This window comes from Sporosalibacterium faouarense, from assembly GCF_016765695.1.
In the GTDB taxonomy this organism is placed as follows: Bacteria; Bacillota; Clostridia; order Tissierellales; family VENL01; genus Sporosalibacterium; species Sporosalibacterium faouarense.
The window spans coordinates 1-18,239 of the sequence record NZ_JAETGO010000075.1; the positions used below are offsets into that span (position 1 = coordinate 1).

Consider the following 18,239-nt stretch of genomic DNA (forward strand, 5'->3'; position numbering starts at 1 on the left):
TCTCTTCAGGTGGAGTGGAGTCTCCATCTGAAGTCCCGATGTTCTGCTTGAGCAGAACGAGTTCACTAGAGTTTATGGGAGAGCATTTAATCATAAAAGAAATTAAGTGATAAGTATTATCTATCACGTTAGGTGTTCATCATTTTAATTGCAAATATTAAATATATATGTTATTATTTATATTAAATTAGATGAAAAGAGGGTTGCTCAAAGATGTGTGGAATATTTAGATTTCGATTTTATACTTTATAATATAATAAAATTAATAGTATTTAAAACCTCTGCCTGTGTGTAGAGTAATCGGGATTGATCTGCCTATTTTTGAGAAGAGCTCATTAACGTATATAAAAGGGAATTGTTCAAGAGGGAAGGATAAATCTACCCTCTTTTTGTATGTCTTTAAAATAGAATAGCTATAAAGAATATTCTCAATAGATTTTAGAACTATGAATTTGTTAGCTAGGTATTTTCTTTTTATAAATTTAAAAAGAAAACCATGGAGAATAATTCTATTTTTTGCTATGATTTTTCCTTTACTTAAACACAGGCAATTTGCCTGTGTTTTTGTTTTTTATAAATTTAAACTCAGGTTAGCAATTGGTAAGAAGATGAATACTGGTTTAGGAGGCGATTGTATGATGTTTAATGGCGGTATTTTTTATATAAGATTAAGAGGTTAAGGCACGGTTCACGACGTTGTCTTTCCGAAAAAAGAAATTAATAACGTGAAAGTGAATAGTCATGATCCGTGCTATTTAGAAATTAAAATAGCTGAATTAAGGAGAATGATTAATGAACAATAAACTAAAAAATTCACAGAATTTCTTAAGGAATAACCTTTTAGTAAAAAAACTTATAGAAGCAAGTAATATAGATTCAAAGGATATAGTTTTTGAAATAGGTCCAGGAAAAGGTATAATTACAAAACACTTATCTAAAAACTGCTCAAAAGTAATTGCAATAGAATACGATAAGGAACTATATAAAAGTTTAAAGGATGAATTAAATGGATATACAAATATTGAATTGTATTTTGGAGATTTTTTAAATTTTCAATTACCATCAGAAGGTAAATATAAGATATTTTCTAGTATACCTTATAATATAACTGCTCAAATATTATCAAAAATTTTTTCAGCTGGTAATCCACCAGCGGAAGCATATTTGATTATTCAGAAGGAAGCTGCACAAAAGTATGCAGGCTTTCCATACAGTTGTGAGTGTTTTCGGTCCCTTAGTATAAAGCCATATTTTGAACTATCAATTATTTATGAGCTTGAGAGAAGGGAGTTTACTCCTGTACCAAATGTAGATAGCGTGTTTTTAAGGATAAAAAAGAGGAAAGAGTGCTTGCTAGAGAAAAAAGATGCTATAAAGTATTCGGACTTCATTTCCTATGCATTTAGTCGTCATGGGAAAGAGCTCCAGAAGAGATTTAAGAAAATATTTACCTACAAGCAATTTAGAATATTATCACAACAGTTAAAATTTGATATTTCTTCAGGTCCAACAGAAATAAAATTTAAACAGTGGATAGAATTGTTTAGGTATTATGGTAGAGGAGTATCTATAGAAAAGCAGCAATTAGTAGAAGGAGCTACAGACAAACTAATTTTTCAACAAAGTAAAATTAAGAAGAGACATCGAACCAGCAGTATTAAAAGGTAAGGTCAAAGCTAATTTTTATTCCCCTTGTATATACAGGGGGAATATCCTTACTATACTAAATTTATCTGCTTTGTTGTTTGTAAAATTTGAAAATGATAGAATAAAAGAAGAAGGAGGAAAATATATGAGAATTATTATTTCACCTGCAAAGAAGATGAGAGTAGATACAGATACTTTAGATTATTATCAACTTCCCCAATTTGTAGAGAATACAGAAATCCTTCTAGCATATTTAAAGAGACTAAGTTATGAAAAGCTAAAATCAATATGGAAATGCAGTGATAAAATAGCTACTCTGAATTATGATCGAATTCAGAAGATAGATTTATATAGCAACTTGACACCAGCTATACTTTCGTTTGAAGGCATTCAATATCAATACATGGGCTCAGAAGTGTTTGATATTAATGAATTTGAATACCTACAGACGCATTTGCGCATTTTTTCTGGATTTTATGGGATGTTACGCCCATTTGATGGTGTTGTTCCCTATAGATTAGAAATGCAATCAAAACTGAGAGGTAAGGAGTTAAACTCATTATATGAATTTTGGGATAGAAGTCTAGCAGATAGTCTTTTTTCAGAAAGTAATTGCATTATAAACTTGGCTTCCAAAGAGTATAGTAGATGTATTTCTAATTATTTAGATAAAAGTATAAGATTTATTACTTGTATTTTTGGAGAAATGATTAAAGGAAAGATAGTTGAAAAGGGTACATTAGTAAAAATGGCAAGAGGTGAAATGGTAAGGTTTATGGCAGAAAATCAAATTAAAGATATAGAGGAAATTAAAACTTTCAATAGACTAAATTATACTTTTAGAGATAAACTATCAGATGAAAACACATATGTATTTTTAAAAAAGAAAAATAACTAGATTGAAGATATTGCTTTAGTTAATAACTTAATAGATACAATTAAGATAAGAATAAAATGCAATTATAAAACACAAAATCAAAGGGGGATTATGAAATGAGATACGAAGTAAGACAAAAGGTATTTAGTTTTGGGGATGATTTTACGATTAAGGATAGTAATGAATATGACCAGTTTATAGTTAAGGGTAAAGTATTTTCATTAGGAGATAAATTAAAGGTCACAGATATGGAAGGAAATGAAGTGACAAGTATTGAACAGCAATTAATGAGCTTTTTACCAAAATACCATATATATACTAATGGTCAGCTAAGAGCTACTGTAAAGAAAGAATTGTCATTCTTTAAACCTAAGTTTTATATAGAAAGTAGCACAGGCAATTACTCTATGGAAGGGAATATTCTTGCTTATGATTTTAATATATTAAAAAATGGTGAGATTATTGCAATAGTAAACAAAGGGTGGTTTACATTCTCTGATACTTATGGAGTTGATATTGTGGATAATGAAGACCAAGGATTTATATTATCTCTAGTTATAGTCATAGATCAAGTTTTACATGATAAGAAGAGCAACTAAACTTATGACTAAAAGATCAAATACAAAGCATGATGACTAAGCTTCACATATGTACTATTTTATTGTGAATTACTAGTATAAAAACATATAAAATATAAGTTTTAATGTGTATAACCCTTCTATCTTTTAAGATAGAGGGGTTTCGTCTTTGCGAAAAACATATAATAATGTCAAAAAAGAAGGAATTATATATATGAATATGGAATATTTATTTTTAAAGGTACTACCAATGACGATATTGTCTTTATAAAATTTAAGTTAGATTAGATATAAGTAATTCTTATTGCAATAAAATAAGTATAAGACAAAATCTGATGATTGGAGGGATGAAGAATTGAAAATCACTCAGATGCGTTACTTTCAAAAAGTATGTGAATTTAATAATATAACTCGAGCAGCAAAGGAATTATATGTTTCTCAACCTGCAATATCTGCAAATATTAAAGAGTTAGAAAAAGATCTTAATGTTAAATTATTTGTTAGAAAAAATAATAAATTGATAATAACAGAGGAAGGCAAATTTTTATTACAGAAAGTAGACCATTTACTGAAAGAAATAGATGATCTAGTGCAAGAAATGCATAATCTAAAAAGCTATCGCACAATCAATGTAGGAGTACCACCTATGATTGGTGAACTAATATTTCCCCACATATTTTATGAATTCAGAGAGAAATATCCAAGTGTTAATTTAAATATTGTTGAATGTGGATCGAAACAATTAATCGATTTAGTTAAAAATAATGAGATAAATGTAGGATTTGGAATAGTTGGGGATAGTATTGATGATCATTTAAAAACTTTCAAATTATGTACAACTGAACTAGTTTTTGCCGTTAATAAGGAACATCATATGAAAGATTTTAATAGTATTAGTGTGGAATCATTAAGAGATGAATTGTTAGTTGTTATGAAAGAAGATTCATATCAGAATAAGAAAATTAAGAACATTTTTACAAGTCTTGGTTCAGAACCTAATATAGTATTATATTCAAATCAGCTCAACACAATAAAAAAAATATTATCTAATGGTGAAGTTGGGGCATTTATAATTAAAGAAATAGCAGAAAATGATTCGGAGATTATAGGTATTCCATTGGAAAAACCTATTGAGCTAGATATAAGGTTAATTTGGAGAAAAAGAAATGATAACAATAGGGATGTGAGTAATTTTATCAAGTTTATAAAAAATAACGATATTATATAAAAACCATTTATTTGAAAGTGCTTTCAAATAAATGGTTTTTTTTAAATGATGAAATTGCATACTTACAAATTTAATATACTTATGCAAGCTTTCATACTAGGTGAAAATGACTTATTTAGTCACCTTTTCCTTAAATCAGACAGTAAAGTAGATGAATACTGGAGTTACGAGGGTATAACTTTGCATAAAATTTTAAATTACAATTTCCTTAAATAATTAGCTTTAAATAGATATACCATAAGCAAAACTTATGCTTTGATAAATAAGTATTAGTGTAAACGTTTTCAAGATTGGAGTATAATTACTTTAAGAAATAGGCCTAAATTATAAATCAAATTGAGGGGGAAGAGTATAGTATGAAAAGTGATATAGCTTTAGAAAACAAAAGAAGTATTTCTCAAAAATTATTATTAATTTCATTAGCATTAATACTACTTAGTACTATTTTCGCATCCATCATTCAGACTGATGGTGGTAAGGTTACTATAACTGGTTTAACCATTCCTACACAGAATGGGCAATATGTTTCAGCTGATTTGTACAAACCTAAAAGTGCTACAAAAGATAGTAAAAAACCACTAGTTATTTTAGTTCCTGGTTTTCAAAGAAGTAAGGAAACTATGACTTCATATGCTATTGAATTAGCACGTAGAGATGTTGTTGCTATTGTAATTGACCCATATGCACAAGGGAGTTCAAGCTCATCCATGAGTAGAACACCGGCAACAGATGAAGGATATGGACTGATACCTTTGGTGGATTATGTTTATAATACTCCAAACTTAAATTACATTGATAAAACAAAAATTGGAGCTGCAGGACATTCAGCAGGAGGAAATGCTGCAATAAGAGCAGCTAACCACTTTGGAACAGAAGCCATTGCTTCTGGTCAACCAAGTAAATTGGCGGCTGTATATGTCTCAGGGTATGTTTTAACTCTAACTGATGAGGTATTATCGTCTGTGAGGTCCAATGTAGGAATTAGTTATGCCCTTCATGATGAAGGAGCTTACCGTAATGAAAAAGGCAATGGAGATATGAGGACTGCACCAGAAGCACTTCGTTTAGTTAATTCTGGTCTTCCAGTGGATGGACAAGTTAATAAAGTTGAAATAGGAAAGCTTTATGGACAAGTTTATAATAAAACTTTGAGAGTTGTTTATAATGAAAAGATTAATCATGCATTCCAACCATATACAATAGAAAATAATGCACATATCTTAGAGTTTTTTGGAATTACATTTAATTTAGATAGAAAGTTAAAAATATCTGATCAGATTTGGTATCTTAGAGAAATATTAACTTTGATTGCGCTTATTGGAGCTTTCTTATTCATAGTTCCATTTGCTAAATTGTTGCTCAAGACACCACTATTCAAATCATTGGTGCATAAAGTTCCAGATGCACTACCAAAGCAAGATAAAAAAGGAAAAATAATTTATTGGTCAGTTTTTGCATTGGGGGCTCTCATCGCATGTTTTAGCTTTATGCCATTAGCTGATTTATCGAAGACTTTGTTTACTAAAGCATCTGGCTCACAGCAAACATGGTTTTTCCCAGAACGTATGAATAATTCAGTACTATTATGGGCTGTGTTTAATGGGACTATAGGGATAATTATTTTCTATTTAACTTATAAACTATATGGTAAAAAGAATGGTATTAAGCCTGATATGTGGGGAATGAAAACAAATGTAAAAGAAATTCTAAAGACCATATTACTTGCATTAACAGTATTTACAGGGTTTTATGGGTTAGTATTTACTTGTTATAAATTATTCCATGTTGATTTTAGGTTCTTATTTATTGCAGCTAGGGCGTTTTCTCCTAAGATTTTGGTTGTTTCATTAATGTACATTCCATTTTTCTTTATATTCTATATTTCTAATTCTATAAGAGTAAATGGATCAATGAGAATTGAAGGACAAAAAGAATGGGTGAGCATGTTAATATCTGGATTGGCTAATACTGTAGGTTTAATGTTGATAATGGCCACTCAATATGTAGTCTTTGTTAGTACTGGAACAGTATTTTGGACTACTAACTGGTTATATGTAAACATTTTATTTGGATTAATCCCTATGATGTTTATTTTACCGATTTTCAATAGAATATTTTTCAAAATGACTGGTAGGGTATATTTAGGGGCAATGGTCACATGTTTTATATTTATAATGATGCTATTGAGTAATAGTGTGGCTTACATTCCACTCTAAGATAATATTATTTTCCTACTGGAATAACTAATATACACCTAGTACTAATTCTGTATTCATACTAAATAATTGTAAAGGAGAAAAAGACTATGAATTATTTTGAAGAGTCGTTGAAATTACACCAGAAGATGAAGGGCAAATTAGAAGTCGCTTCTAGAATACCTAAATTTGATAAAGATATGCTTTCTCTAGCATATACACCTGGAGTAGCACAGCCATGTTTAGAAATTCAAAAGGATATAAATAAAAGTTTTGAATTAACTAGACGTTGGAACACTGTAGCAGTAGTTACAGATGGAACAGCCATATTAGGGTTAGGAGATATAGGTCCTGAGGCTGGTATGCCAGTTCTAGAGGGGAAAGCAATACTTTTTAAGAAGTTTGGTAATATTGATGCGATTCCTTTATGTATACGCTCAAAGGACCCTGATGAAATAGTTCGTACTATTGAACTTTTAGCGGGAACATTTGGTGGCATTAATTTAGAAGATATATCTGCCCCACGTTGTTTTGAGATAGAAAAAAGATTAAAAGAAAAATGTGAAATACCAGTTTTTCATGATGATCAACATGGGACTGCAATAGCAGTTGGGGCTGCATTAATCAATTCACTCAAGTTAGCTAATAAAAAAATTGATGAAATAAGAGTTGTAATAAATGGTGCCGGTTCTGCAGGTATAGCCATAGCTAAATATATATTGAAACTAGGTGTGAAAGACCTAATTGTCTGTGATAAATTTGGAATTATTGATGAAGGTATGCAAGAACTAAATGAAGCACAAAGAGAAATAAGTTTGAAGACAAATAGATCTCATAAAAAAGGAGATTTAGCTGATGCACTTAAAAATTCAGATGTATTTATAGGTGTATCTGTAGGCAATATTGTGTCAAAGAACATGATAGAGTCTATGGCTGAAAAAGCTATTGCTTTTACATTAGCTAATCCAACTCCTGAGATCCCTAGAGATGAGGCAATAGAAGCTGGAGCATATATTGTTGGTACAGGACGTTCTGATCTTCCAAATCAAATAAATAATTTGTTAGTATTTCCTGGAGTTTTTAGAGGAGCACTTGATGTTAGATCCAAAAGTATAAATGATGAAATGTTACTGGCAGCGGGTTATGCTATTGCTAACTCTATTTCAGAGGATGATCTAAATGAAAATAATATAATTCCTTCTGCTTTAGATGAAAGGGTTCATAAAAAAGTATCAGATGCAGTGGCAAAGGCTGCTGTTGAAAGTAAAGCTGCAAAAATAAATGAGTAGTGAGAGTAAACGATGGGAGGAGTAGAGATGAGAAAAGAAATAAAGTTAGTTAGTTTTATTTTTTTAATTGTATTTCTATCTTTAAGTATAAGTGCATGTTCATATAATACACCATCTTATACTGTTAGTTTTGACAGTAATGGGGGAAGTTCAGTAGAAAGTACTTTAGTAGAAAAAGGACGACTAATAACTTCAGAGGATTTAAAACCTTCTAAAGATGATGGATCCATGTTCTTAGGTTGGTACTCAGATAAAGACCTTACAGAGAAATGGCAATTTGATAAGTATATTGTTACAGGGGATATGACACTTTATGCCAAATGGAGACTATTAGCTGATTATCCGTCAGAGCTTGCTATGGCTAATAAAGCATTTAGTAGCTCAATTAAATGGATTCAAAGTGATGTAATACCACAAAAGACAAAATTCACTGTTTTATTAGCTAAAGGTTCAGAAAAAACAGATGAAAATGGTAATATAACTTATAGTTATGGAAAAGCAGTTCCTGTAGATGGACTATTCACTGTAGCAGATGATCAATATACTGTTATTTGGACTCCAAATGAAATTCCACAATCAGGTGTATATAGAGCTACTATTAAAACAACTCAACCAAATAATAGTATAGAAATAAAAGATGTTACTTTAGAAGGAGCTGTTTTTAAAGGGGCAGGAACTTTGGATAATCCATATATAGTATCTAGTGCTACTGATCTTGATACTATAACCAAAGGTGGAGGAACTATAGGAAATGGCAAATACTATCTTCAAACAAAAGATATTATGGATGCTACTGGAAATATAGGCGATGAAACCATATTTGATGGTAACTATGATGGAAATAATAGAACAATTACAATAGTTGGAGATTCAACTGCTGGATTATTCTATCATATTAGTGGTAAGGTCAAAAACCTTAAATTATCTGGTTCAATTGTTTCAACAAATATTTCAAGTATTGGATTATTATCGAATTATAACTCAGGGATAATTGAAAATGTTTTAACATGTGAAAGAGGAGATTCAGTTAAAAGTAAGGCTGGTACTGTCGGCGATATTGATTCCAAGGATTTAGGCGGTGCAGGTGGTATAGTTGGCACTAATCTAAAGAGTGGGATTATTTTAGATAGTGAGAATAATGCCAGAGTGATGGCAAACATTGGCGCTGGTGGAATCGCAGGACAAAATTTCGGAACTATCGAAAATTCTATAAATTATGGAAGAATCGGTGCTGGTAATACTCTTGAAAGTGGAAAAAGTAAGGCTAAGGCTTTATATAGTTATATGGGAGGAATTGCTGGATTTAATTATGGTACTATTTCACGTAGTGGCAATTCAGTTAAATCAGATGCAAATAATTCTGGTAATGTTTTTACTCAGAGAAATGATGTAGATGCTGAAAGTAATTTTAATATCTCACTAGGAGGAATTGCGGGATATAATAGCGATTCAGGAATAATTAAAGAATCTTATAACACAGCAGAACGAATACATGGAGATTCTATTGCTGGTGGATTGGTTGGAACAAATGCTGGTGTGGTTGAATATAGCTATAGTACAACAGCCGTTGCAGCCAGAGAAAAAGTTGGTGGAATTGTTGGTACATTGATAGATAATGGTGTTGTTAATAATTGTTATAGTACTGGTACCGTATCAGTATTTAATACAGGAGCTAAAGCTTATGCAATTAGTGAAATAGCTAATGATTCTGTATATATTTCTGGAGATGATTATGGGTCACCTCCAAATGGAGATAATAACGTCACTGGGAATCCCACTGTTAAAGATATGATTAATACATTAGGAGATAAATTTACAAACACTGGTAAATTTACTTGGCAAAACTAAAACTTGTTTTAACTAAGGTGATATAAATTATACACATAAAAGGATAGGTTCTACTCGAGTAGAACCTATCCTTTTATATTTACGGCTAATGTTTAATAATTTCACCTGGCTTAGAAACATTTATTAATATTAAAGCAATTATTAATATAGTTATCATTAGAAGTTAAAATAGAATATTGCTATTACTATTCTGTTAGTCATATATATACTACTAGATTTAATCATTTTTAGCAGACTCAATTATCTTAAGATTATTCTTTAATCTTTCATTATCTGGAGCATAACTAAGTGCAGCTCTAGCATGTTCATAAGATTTATCCAGAAGATTCAAGTGGTATGCAGAAATAGCACATAAATCATTAGGGGTGAAATCCCAGGCATATCCCATATTGACATATGTTTTAGTCTTTTGTTTAATTCTCAAAGCATTTTCAGACAAAAAGAATGTCATTGGCCAGTCTTTTAACTTATAACACATTTTTGAGAACTCAACATAAGGTTCGCGCATATGAGGAGCTTCAGCAATCGCTCTATAAAACCAGCTGTAAGCATCTTTAATCAGATCAAGTTTCCAATAGCAATTTGCTATCCAACGCATAGCTGCACATCGCTCTTCATTCCATGTTGCAGATGGCATGTCAAGATAAGATTTGAGGGTATCAATACATTTTTGCCATTCACCCTTATACATATATTCTCTACCAAGATAATAGCGCATTCGGTCATCATCTGGCTCTTCCTTTACTGCAAACTCAAGAAGAGTTAAATAAGAACTGCGAGATTTCGAATTATCAGGATAATGATTGAGTACCATACCTTCAATGTATACCTTTTCAACAGGCTTATTACCCTCATATTTTATATATTCATGAACTGGACATTTCCAGCGAAAACCGTGTCGTTCATGAACCTTAAAGTAGTTAATCTGGATACCAGGAGTTCCATCTGGTTTGAGACTTCGATTATAAAGATATTTCCCTGATTTTGCTATTGGACCTTTATGCCTAGGCTTATGGTTTCCCCATGCTGTTTCTAACTTTTCACGCCATCCAGGATTAAACACTTCATCAAGGTCGGTACAAACACATATATCCACATCTTTTGGGACATTATCAAGAGAAATATTACGTGCTACGTCAAACCTCCATGGTTTTACTTCAGTAGTATAGACAATTGCACCTCTTTTCTGAAGTTTATCTGGAGTTCCATCGGTAGAGCCAGTATCGGTCACTACTACAAGATCGGCTTCATCCATTGAATCCATCCATTTTTCAACAAAACTTACTTCATTTTTACATATTGCATAAACACATATTTTGTATTTACTCATGACAGCACCCCATTTTCTGACTTTTCATTGAGTCTTTCTCTATCAATTCTAAATTGGATTTTAGACGTTGATTTAAGGGATTCAACTCATATGCCTTTTTAGCATAATTTAATGATTCATCATATAATCCAAGTCTATAAGCACCAATGGCACCATAATCGTAGAGGGCAAAGTCCCAACATGCTTCTTCAACAAGATAACTACCCGATTTTTTTGTGATAGATAGCCCTTTTTTAATCATTGCATAGACCATAGACCAATTTCTTTCCTTATAACCTAACTTAGCCATGTAGAGGTATGGCTCACGTACATTTGGACATTCAGCTATAGCTCTAAAGAGCCAAGCTTTTGCTTTTCTTAGATTTCCTTTCGACTCATAGCATTGAGAAATAAAACGCATAGATGCACTGCGCTCTTCATTCCATGTTGCAGTGGAAAGAGTTAGGTACTTTTTTAATACTTCAATGCATTGGTCGTACATCTCATAATACATGTACTCACGACCAAGCCAAAAAATAGTTCTATCATCTTGAGGGTTTTCCTTTGCTGAAAGTTCTAGTAGGGGTAGGTATTGACTTCGAGATTTAGTTTTATCTGGATAATGATTAAGGACTAGTCCATTCACCCATACGGTTTTATCATCTTTAGTTCCACTGTATTCTAAAATTTCATGAACAGGATGAATCCAATGGAAATTATGGCGACAGTGTATTTTTTCCATAGGATATTGTTTTTTTGGTGTTTTATCAGAATTATAGCTACTAGTGAATAGGTATCTTGCACGGGTATACTTTGAACTCCATGCTGATTCTAGTTTTTGTCTCCATCCAGACTCAAAAACTTCGTCAAGATCATTACAAACGCAGATATCTACATCTTCAGGTACGTGACTTAACGCAATATTTCGAGCTTTATCAAAACGCCAAGGTGATATAATCTTTTCATAAACGATGGCTCCCTTTTGGCGTAGCTTCTCAACAGTATTATCTTCTGAGCCTGTATCTAATACAACAACCATATCCGCTTCGCTAACAGAATCCATCCAGCGATCCACAAATTGTTCTTCATTTTTACTGATTGCATATACACAAATTTTATACTTTGACAAAACTATTCACTCCTATATTAAAAACAATAATATTTGATTCATAATAATATATGCACTACTAAAGATTCGAGTTCATAAAAGGCAAAGCTTTAAAATGTGAATCAATGAATTAAGATATTATATAACTGTTTCTTTGTGTTATCTATGATAAAAAAGAAAGTTTATATAAATGACTATGAAGACAGTGATTTTGAAAATACATGAAACATTTTTTTGATATTCTCCGTCAAAAGAATATAGATGAGAAAATTGCATATAAAAATCTTTTAAAAATATATTTGATTTGTAAATATGCAATTTCCATAGATAATAAAAATATGAAAAGTGAGGGAATAAAATGGATTTAAAATCAAGAATCTTTACAATAAGTACAGCTGCTTTATTAACAATGTCCTTTACAGTTGGAAGTTTTGCTGACAGTCCAAAGTTTACTGATTTGTCAGATATAAAGGGAAAAGATAAAATATTAGAACTTCAAGATAAAGGTTATGTAAAAGGTGTTGGCAATGATTTATTTGAGCCTAATAAGGCCATTACAACTGCAGAAAGTATACAGCTTATGGTCAATGCTTTTGAATTTAACATCGATTTAGTAAGGTTCATAAAAGCACCTAAGGCAACAGATTATTTCACTAATGCAGATGATGATGCTTGGTATGCAGATGCATTAATTATTGCTTCTGTTAATGGATTAAGCTTTGAAAATGATATTGAATTATCTCATGAAATGACAAGGGAAGAATTCACATTTCAGCTTATAAAAGCAATGGAACAAAAAGGTGATTTACCAATGATAAATATTGTGCCAATTGAAATTACAGATGAAGACCAAATGGCAATAGAATATTCAGGTGCAATTCAAAGAGCAATTATTTATGGTGTAGTAGAACTAGATTCAGATGGTAAATTTGATCCAAAGACTGAAATAAGCCGTGAAGAAGCTGCAGTGCAAATATACAATGCTTTAGAGTATTTAAAGGCACATCCAGCTCCTGTTATAGAGCCAGAAAAATAATTATTGTCTTTTTTAATATAGTAGCTTTAAAAAAACTATAAACATGAAAAAAGGATTGAACTCTGTATTATACAGTGGGATATCCTTTCTTTTTTTAAAAGTTTTATTATATAAGGTAAATTCTCTAAAAGAAACGCAAAAATATAGAATAGTAGAGACTTTTACATAAAGTACTAATTTAATAAGAATACAAAATATAACTATTAAAATAATTTTAGCTATTTTTATATTGACAATTAAAAACCTTTCTCCTATAATGAAATTATAGAAGCTTCTAGTATAACGCTGTATATGGTTTTGTGGCGTTTTGTTTATATAACTGTATAATCATATTATATGAGGAGTGATAAGATGAACGACACAATATTGAACGGTCTTAATGAAACAATAAAAAATGCAATGACTGAATTGAATGTACCTGGTGCTCAGGTAGCCATTGTAAAGGATGGAGAAGTCATTTACTCAGAAGCGTTTGGGTATGCGAATTTAGACAAAAAAATTCTAATGACAAAAGAACACATCTTACCTATAGGTTCTTCTAGCAAGTCGTTTACGGCTACAGCTGCTGTTATGCTAGCAAATGATGGGAAATTAGATCTAGATGAACCAATACGTACTTATATGCCAGAATTTAAACTGTATGACTCTATAGCTACTTATCAGGCTACACCAAGAGACTTACTTTGTCACAGGACGGGAATTCCAAGGCATGATTTAATGTGGTTTAATTGGAATGATTTAGAACGTAAGGATCTAGCTCTAAATAGAATTTCACATCTGAAAAATAGTATTCCATTTAGAAGTGGGTGGCAATATCAAAATCAAATGTTTGCTATGATAGGATACTTAATTGAAAAAATAAGTGGCAAAACATGGGAAGAGTTTGTAGAAGAGAAGATTTTTGAACCTTTAGGAATTAAAGAGTATAGTTTCCAAATTCCATATCCAGATAATAGTGGAAAATATGCAAGATTATACACACCAAATAAGGATGGTGTTAATGAGGAAAACGAACCATTAGTTATAGATGCTTTAGGACCAGCAGGTTCTATTAATACAACAATCGATGAATTAGCAAAATGGATTATTTTTAATCTTAATATTGGAAAAGTAGGAGAGAAATCATTAATAGAGGAAAATCAATTTAAAGAATTATACAAACCTAATATTCCATATCAGATACTACCATTTGAATTCCAAGAGCGTACAACAGTAGGATATGGACTAGGATGGACTATCGATTCTTTCCGTGGGCATAAAGTTGTTGACCATGGGGGTAATGTGAATGGAGGTTCTGCATTAATTTCCTTTATGCCAGATGATAGTATTGGATGTGCCATTCTTACAAATGCCAACAGCAATCTATTTGGTGATGCATTGTCCATGGAAATATATGATAGATATCTTGGATATGAAGGGGAAAAGAATTGGTTTACTGAATATCAGGATGGAATGAATGCTCTACTATCAGCCATGAAAGGACAACTCTATGCTATTTATGATACAAAGATTGAAGATAAGCCTTACAGTCATAAATTAGAAGAATATGCAGGAGAATATACTAATTCTGGTTATGGTGATATCAGCATTACAGTTAAAGGAAATGTACTGCATATGCAGTATCATAATAATTCGATGGAAGTTAAACATCTTCATTATGATATTTTTACTTTTGAATTGTTTGGAGGACCTCACTCTATTTCATTTGCTACAGGAGTAGATGGAAGTATTTCATCACTAAGTATACCCTTTGAACCTTCTGTAGAACCAATATTATTTACTAAGAAATAAATTATTAAAAGGACTGTTAGAAAGTATAGCTCTCTTTGAAAATTACTAATTTAACTTATTCTGTAAATGAAAAAAATAGTATGGTATACTATGGATGAGGCGTAGTTTGACACGCCTAAATAGTGATAGAAGAGGGAAAATTTATGTTAGGAGATATATTAAGAGAAGCTAGAAAAAATAAAAAACTTACATTAGCAGAAGTAGCAAATCAAATTGGAGTAACAACAGGTTATCTTTCAAATCTAGAAAAAAACAGACAAGAACCTTCACTCTCAGTGTTAAGAGATCTTTCTGAAAAACTGGATATAGCAACATCTATGTTGTTCATGGAAGATACAGCTGAGGATGCTATTGTACTACGCAAGGGAGAAAGGTCCAATATTAAGTTTCAAAATCTTGTTAGTGAAAGTGAAATTTTGACTCCTATGACATGGAGAAGTACAGATCCTACAGAAATAGAAGCGCTACGATTAGAGATTCCTCCCCGAAAACGTATTTGTTCAGAGGACTTATCTACTAGTTCAGGTGAATGCATTTATGTACTAGAAGGAGAACTTGAATACAGGTATGGAAATGACAGTAAGAAGATAGAGAAGGGTGGAAGCATTTATATTCCACGGAAAACTGGACACTACATTTTTAATCCAGGAGAAGCTCCAGCTACTATTATATGGATTACAAAATCCACTATAGGAGGTCAGGGCAATGGGTAAGAAAGAAGTTTCCTTTAAGCTTATGGGAGATAAAATTCGGGATTTAAGACGAGAAAAGAAGATATCTTCTACTATTTTAGCAGAGTCGATAGGAGTGACACCTGCGTATATTTCACAGATTGAACGTAATATAGTGGAGCCATCTCTTCCTGTTCTTAGAAATCTTGCAAAGGCTTTAAATGTTGAACTGTTATTTCTTTTTGAGTATGAAGCACCTACAGATGTACTTATTACATCTACTGGAAATGTTATGGAAAAGACAATTTCACAGGCAAATGCAAAATATCAGATACTTACCCCCATGAGACTTTATAATGGAGTTAAACCAGACATGTCTGTTATGATAGTGAAAATTGCAGGAGAAAAGACCGACTATGATGAAATGGTAACCCACGACTTTGTAGAGTTTTGTTATGTTCTAGAAGGGTGTATAGAATATAGAACAGATAAAAAGAATTATCATCTTTCAGAAGGAGATAGTATTTATATTAAGAGAAATGTTCCACATTTACTTTATAATCCTAGTAGGAAAGAGGCGAAGCTTTTAGCTGTGTTAGGAAATATTCACCCTCATTTACAAACAAGATAAAGAGATTTTTGGTTCTTAAAACTAACAGCATCAAAGTATGATACTTACTATCTATCTGCTAATGAAATTATCAATAAACAGTCCTTTCTTTTAATGTAATGTAGAGAAAGAGAGGAAAACAAAATGATAATAAAGGAAATTGTAGCTAAAAAAATCAAGTTGGAGTTAACGAATCCAATTTCCATCGCCATTGGTTCAATTGATTATTGTGAAACTGTTATTGTTAAGATTGAAACTGACGAAGGTCTTATAGGATATGGAGAAGGAGCCGGTATCACATTTGTGACAGGAGAAACAATTGATACAGTTATTAATGCAGTTGAAATATTAAAGAATAAACTAAAAGGTCTAAATCCATTTAGTATAGAATATATTCATAAAATAATGGATAAGACTCTTGTTAATAATACATCTGCAAAGGCAGCCATTGATATTGCCCTATATGATATTATGAGTAAATATACCAAAATGCCTTTGTATCGTTTACTTGGTGGAATTGCTAATAAAATAGAAACTGATATGACGATTGGAATTAGCACTCCAGAAGAAATGGCTAAAGAAGCGCTTCAAATTGTAAAGAGAGGATTTCGCTATATTAAGATCAAGGCGGGACTGAATTCAAATGATGATATTGAGGCAATACGACAAATAAGGCAAGCAGTTGGAAAGTCAATCCATTTGAAAGTTGATGCAAATCAAGGCTGGAGCGTAGGGGATTCTATTCGCGTAATTCGGAGATTTGACGAATATGGTGTTGATGCTGTAGAACAACCAATTCCTTATTGGGATATTGATGGACTTGCATATATTAGATCAAAGTCACCTTTAAAAATAATGGCTGATGAAAGCTGTTTTTCTCCTCAAGATGCATTAAAATTAGTGAAAAAAGATGCAGTTGATATAATTAATATCAAATTAATGAAATGTGGAGGCATATATAAAGCTTTACAAATAAATACTATAGCGGAGGCAAGCGGAGTCCAATGTATGCTTGGTTGTATGATGGAGAGCAGAATCGGTATTTCAGCGGGGATAGCTTTAGTGACTTCTAGACAAAATTTTGTTTATGGAGATTTAGATAGCTTTATGTATTTTAAAGAAGACGATATATTTCGAGGTGGATTTACCTATAAAGGACCTGATATTACATTATCAGATGATTATGGATTAGGAATTGAGATAGATTTTTAGGATTAATAAAAGGACAATCAGTAATTTGTTGATTGTCCTTTTATGGTGTTCTTGATTTATTAATATTTACATTACTTATCAAGTATAAAGCATATACAGAAAATAGGAAATAACTTTAATAATGTAATAAATAAGGAATAAAATTCTACATAGGTGATGACTAAAATTTTTAAAAAAGACATATAAGTTTTTAGATAATAATATTAAATTATCAAAAAACTATTGTATTGGCAAAATATTTATGATATATTATAGAATGTAATGAGAATCATTATCAAAAGTTAAATATAATCAAAATATATTTATTTACATCTAATAGAATTTTATAATATGAGAAAATTTAACTGAATGATAAAGTGAATAACAACAAACCAATAGAAATGTATTTTAAACGGTACATATATAGAAAAAAGTTTTGGTGTAAATATTTATAAGTAATACAAACTTTGGAGGGATAGATATGGAAAATATCATGAGCAATAAATCTATGACTGGGGCTTTAAATAAAACAGAAGGATTGGGTGGTCTAATGAAGAATCTAGCACAAGGAAGAATTAATACAGAATACACTATAAAAGATATTGATACTAATGACGAAGAACTTAAAAACTTCTTGTTTACATTAGGCTGTTACGAAGGTGAACTAATAACTGTAATTTCTGTACTTGCTGAAAATTTTGTTATTAATGTAAAAGATGCAAGATACAGTATTGATAAGGACCTGGCTAAAGCTATTATTATATAGTTTTCATTTGTTAACAAAGTTAACTTAGTTTAACATTTGCTTATAAGTTACAAATTTCATAATATTTTTATTCCAAAAAAGTTAGATAAGACTAA

Annotated in this window: 15 protein-coding genes; 13 read left to right on the forward strand and 2 right to left on the reverse strand. The window is 31.2% G+C overall.

Going from position 1 to position 18,239, the window contains the following annotated elements; genetic code table 11:
- Nucleotides 1-792: 792 nt before the first annotated feature.
- The 7 genes from erm to JMO20_RS14150 all read left to right on the forward strand — a co-directional run bounded on the left by erm (nt 793) and on the right by JMO20_RS14150 (nt 9,662).
- Complete coding sequence (erm, locus tag JMO20_RS14120; protein WP_202710339.1) at nt 793-1,668, forward strand: 23S ribosomal RNA methyltransferase Erm; 876 nt, start codon at nt 793-795, stop codon at nt 1,666-1,668.
- Nucleotides 1,669-1,792: 124 nt separating this feature from the next.
- Nucleotides 1,793-2,545 (forward strand): peroxide stress protein YaaA, encoded by a 753-nt coding sequence (gene yaaA, locus JMO20_RS14125; protein WP_202710340.1) that lies wholly within the window; start codon nt 1,793-1,795, stop codon nt 2,543-2,545.
- 95 nt (nt 2,546-2,640) lie between these two features.
- Nucleotides 2,641-3,123, forward strand: a complete 483-nt coding sequence (locus JMO20_RS14130; RefSeq protein ID WP_202710341.1) for an LURP-one-related/scramblase family protein — start codon at nt 2,641-2,643, stop codon at nt 3,121-3,123.
- Between the two features lie 334 nt (nt 3,124-3,457).
- Complete coding sequence (locus JMO20_RS14135) at nt 3,458-4,330, forward strand: LysR family transcriptional regulator (protein ID WP_202710342.1); 873 nt, start codon at nt 3,458-3,460, stop codon at nt 4,328-4,330.
- Between the two features lie 356 nt (nt 4,331-4,686).
- Nucleotides 4,687-6,546 carry an alpha/beta hydrolase family protein gene (locus JMO20_RS14140; protein WP_202710343.1) on the forward strand — a complete coding sequence of 620 codons (1,860 nt, stop codon included), beginning with the start codon at nt 4,687-4,689 and terminating at the stop codon, nt 6,544-6,546.
- 89 nt (nt 6,547-6,635) lie between these two features.
- The gene (locus tag JMO20_RS14145; protein WP_202710344.1) at nt 6,636-7,814 is read left to right on the forward strand and encodes an NAD(P)-dependent malic enzyme; all 1,179 of its coding nucleotides are present in this window, start codon (nt 6,636-6,638) and stop codon (nt 7,812-7,814) included.
- 27 nt (nt 7,815-7,841) lie between these two features.
- Entirely contained in the window at nt 7,842-9,662 is a 1,821-nt protein-coding gene (locus tag JMO20_RS14150) for an InlB B-repeat-containing protein (RefSeq protein WP_202710345.1), read from the forward strand.
- Between the two features lie 217 nt (nt 9,663-9,879).
- Here the strand turns inward: JMO20_RS14150 and JMO20_RS14155 are convergent, their stop codons facing one another.
- Both JMO20_RS14155 and JMO20_RS14160 read right to left on the reverse strand, forming a co-directional pair.
- A complete protein-coding gene (locus tag JMO20_RS14155; RefSeq protein ID WP_202710346.1) occupies nt 9,880-10,992 on the reverse strand; it encodes a tetratricopeptide repeat-containing glycosyltransferase in 1,113 nt (370 codons plus the stop codon).
- Nucleotides 10,985-12,100 carry a tetratricopeptide repeat-containing glycosyltransferase gene (locus JMO20_RS14160; RefSeq protein ID WP_202710347.1) on the reverse strand — a complete coding sequence of 372 codons (1,116 nt, stop codon included), beginning with the start codon at nt 12,098-12,100 and terminating at the stop codon, nt 10,985-10,987. The genes JMO20_RS14155 and JMO20_RS14160 overlap by 8 nt, the downstream gene beginning before the upstream one ends.
- Before the next feature lie 337 nt (nt 12,101-12,437).
- Here JMO20_RS14160 and JMO20_RS14165 point away from each other — a divergent pair, with 337 nt between their 5' ends.
- The 6 genes from JMO20_RS14165 to JMO20_RS14190 all read left to right on the forward strand — a co-directional run bounded on the left by JMO20_RS14165 (nt 12,438) and on the right by JMO20_RS14190 (nt 18,144).
- On the forward strand, nt 12,438-13,115 hold the full coding sequence (locus JMO20_RS14165) for an S-layer homology domain-containing protein (RefSeq protein ID WP_202710348.1): 678 nt from the start codon (nt 12,438-12,440) through the stop codon (nt 13,113-13,115).
- 351 nt (nt 13,116-13,466) lie between these two features.
- Nucleotides 13,467-14,906 carry a serine hydrolase gene (locus JMO20_RS14170; protein ID WP_202710349.1) on the forward strand — a complete coding sequence of 480 codons (1,440 nt, stop codon included), beginning with the start codon at nt 13,467-13,469 and terminating at the stop codon, nt 14,904-14,906.
- A gap of 143 nt (nt 14,907-15,049) precedes the next feature.
- Nucleotides 15,050-15,619 (forward strand): helix-turn-helix domain-containing protein, encoded by a 570-nt coding sequence (locus tag JMO20_RS14175; protein ID WP_202710350.1) that lies wholly within the window; start codon nt 15,050-15,052, stop codon nt 15,617-15,619.
- Entirely contained in the window at nt 15,612-16,208 is a 597-nt protein-coding gene (locus JMO20_RS14180; protein WP_202710351.1) for a helix-turn-helix domain-containing protein, read from the forward strand. The genes JMO20_RS14175 and JMO20_RS14180 overlap by 8 nt, the downstream gene beginning before the upstream one ends.
- 123 nt (nt 16,209-16,331) lie before the next feature.
- Nucleotides 16,332-17,399, forward strand: a complete 1,068-nt coding sequence (locus JMO20_RS14185) for a mandelate racemase/muconate lactonizing enzyme family protein (RefSeq protein ID WP_202710352.1) — start codon at nt 16,332-16,334, stop codon at nt 17,397-17,399.
- A gap of 460 nt (nt 17,400-17,859) precedes the next feature.
- On the forward strand, nt 17,860-18,144 hold the full coding sequence (locus tag JMO20_RS14190) for a FeoA family protein (RefSeq protein ID WP_279380140.1): 285 nt from the start codon (nt 17,860-17,862) through the stop codon (nt 18,142-18,144).
- Nucleotides 18,145-18,239: the final 95 nt, after the last annotated feature.

Bases quoted from the DNA above. Each gene is read 5' to 3' on its own strand.
- erm (WP_202710339.1), top strand. From the start codon at position 793: ATGAACAATAAACTAAAAAATTCACAGAATTTCTTAAGGAATAACCTT.
- yaaA (WP_202710340.1), top strand. From the start codon at position 1,793: ATGAGAATTATTATTTCACCTGCAAAGAAGATGAGAGTAGATACAGAT.
- JMO20_RS14130 (WP_202710341.1), top strand. From the start codon at position 2,641: ATGAGATACGAAGTAAGACAAAAGGTATTTAGTTTTGGGGATGATTTT.
- JMO20_RS14140 (WP_202710343.1), top strand. From the start codon at position 4,687: ATGAAAAGTGATATAGCTTTAGAAAACAAAAGAAGTATTTCTCAAAAA.
- JMO20_RS14145 (WP_202710344.1), top strand. From the start codon at position 6,636: ATGAATTATTTTGAAGAGTCGTTGAAATTACACCAGAAGATGAAGGGC.
- JMO20_RS14150 (WP_202710345.1), top strand. From the start codon at position 7,842: ATGAGAAAAGAAATAAAGTTAGTTAGTTTTATTTTTTTAATTGTATTT.
- JMO20_RS14155 (WP_202710346.1), bottom strand. From the start codon at position 10,992: ATGAGTAAATACAAAATATGTGTTTATGCAATATGTAAAAATGAAGTA.
- JMO20_RS14165 (WP_202710348.1), top strand. From the start codon at position 12,438: ATGGATTTAAAATCAAGAATCTTTACAATAAGTACAGCTGCTTTATTA.
- JMO20_RS14170 (WP_202710349.1), top strand. From the start codon at position 13,467: ATGAACGACACAATATTGAACGGTCTTAATGAAACAATAAAAAATGCA.
- JMO20_RS14175 (WP_202710350.1), top strand. From the start codon at position 15,050: ATGTTAGGAGATATATTAAGAGAAGCTAGAAAAAATAAAAAACTTACA.
- JMO20_RS14180 (WP_202710351.1), top strand. From the start codon at position 15,612: ATGGGTAAGAAAGAAGTTTCCTTTAAGCTTATGGGAGATAAAATTCGG.
- JMO20_RS14185 (WP_202710352.1), top strand. From the start codon at position 16,332: ATGATAATAAAGGAAATTGTAGCTAAAAAAATCAAGTTGGAGTTAACG.
- JMO20_RS14190 (WP_279380140.1), top strand. From the start codon at position 17,860: ATGGAAAATATCATGAGCAATAAATCTATGACTGGGGCTTTAAATAAA.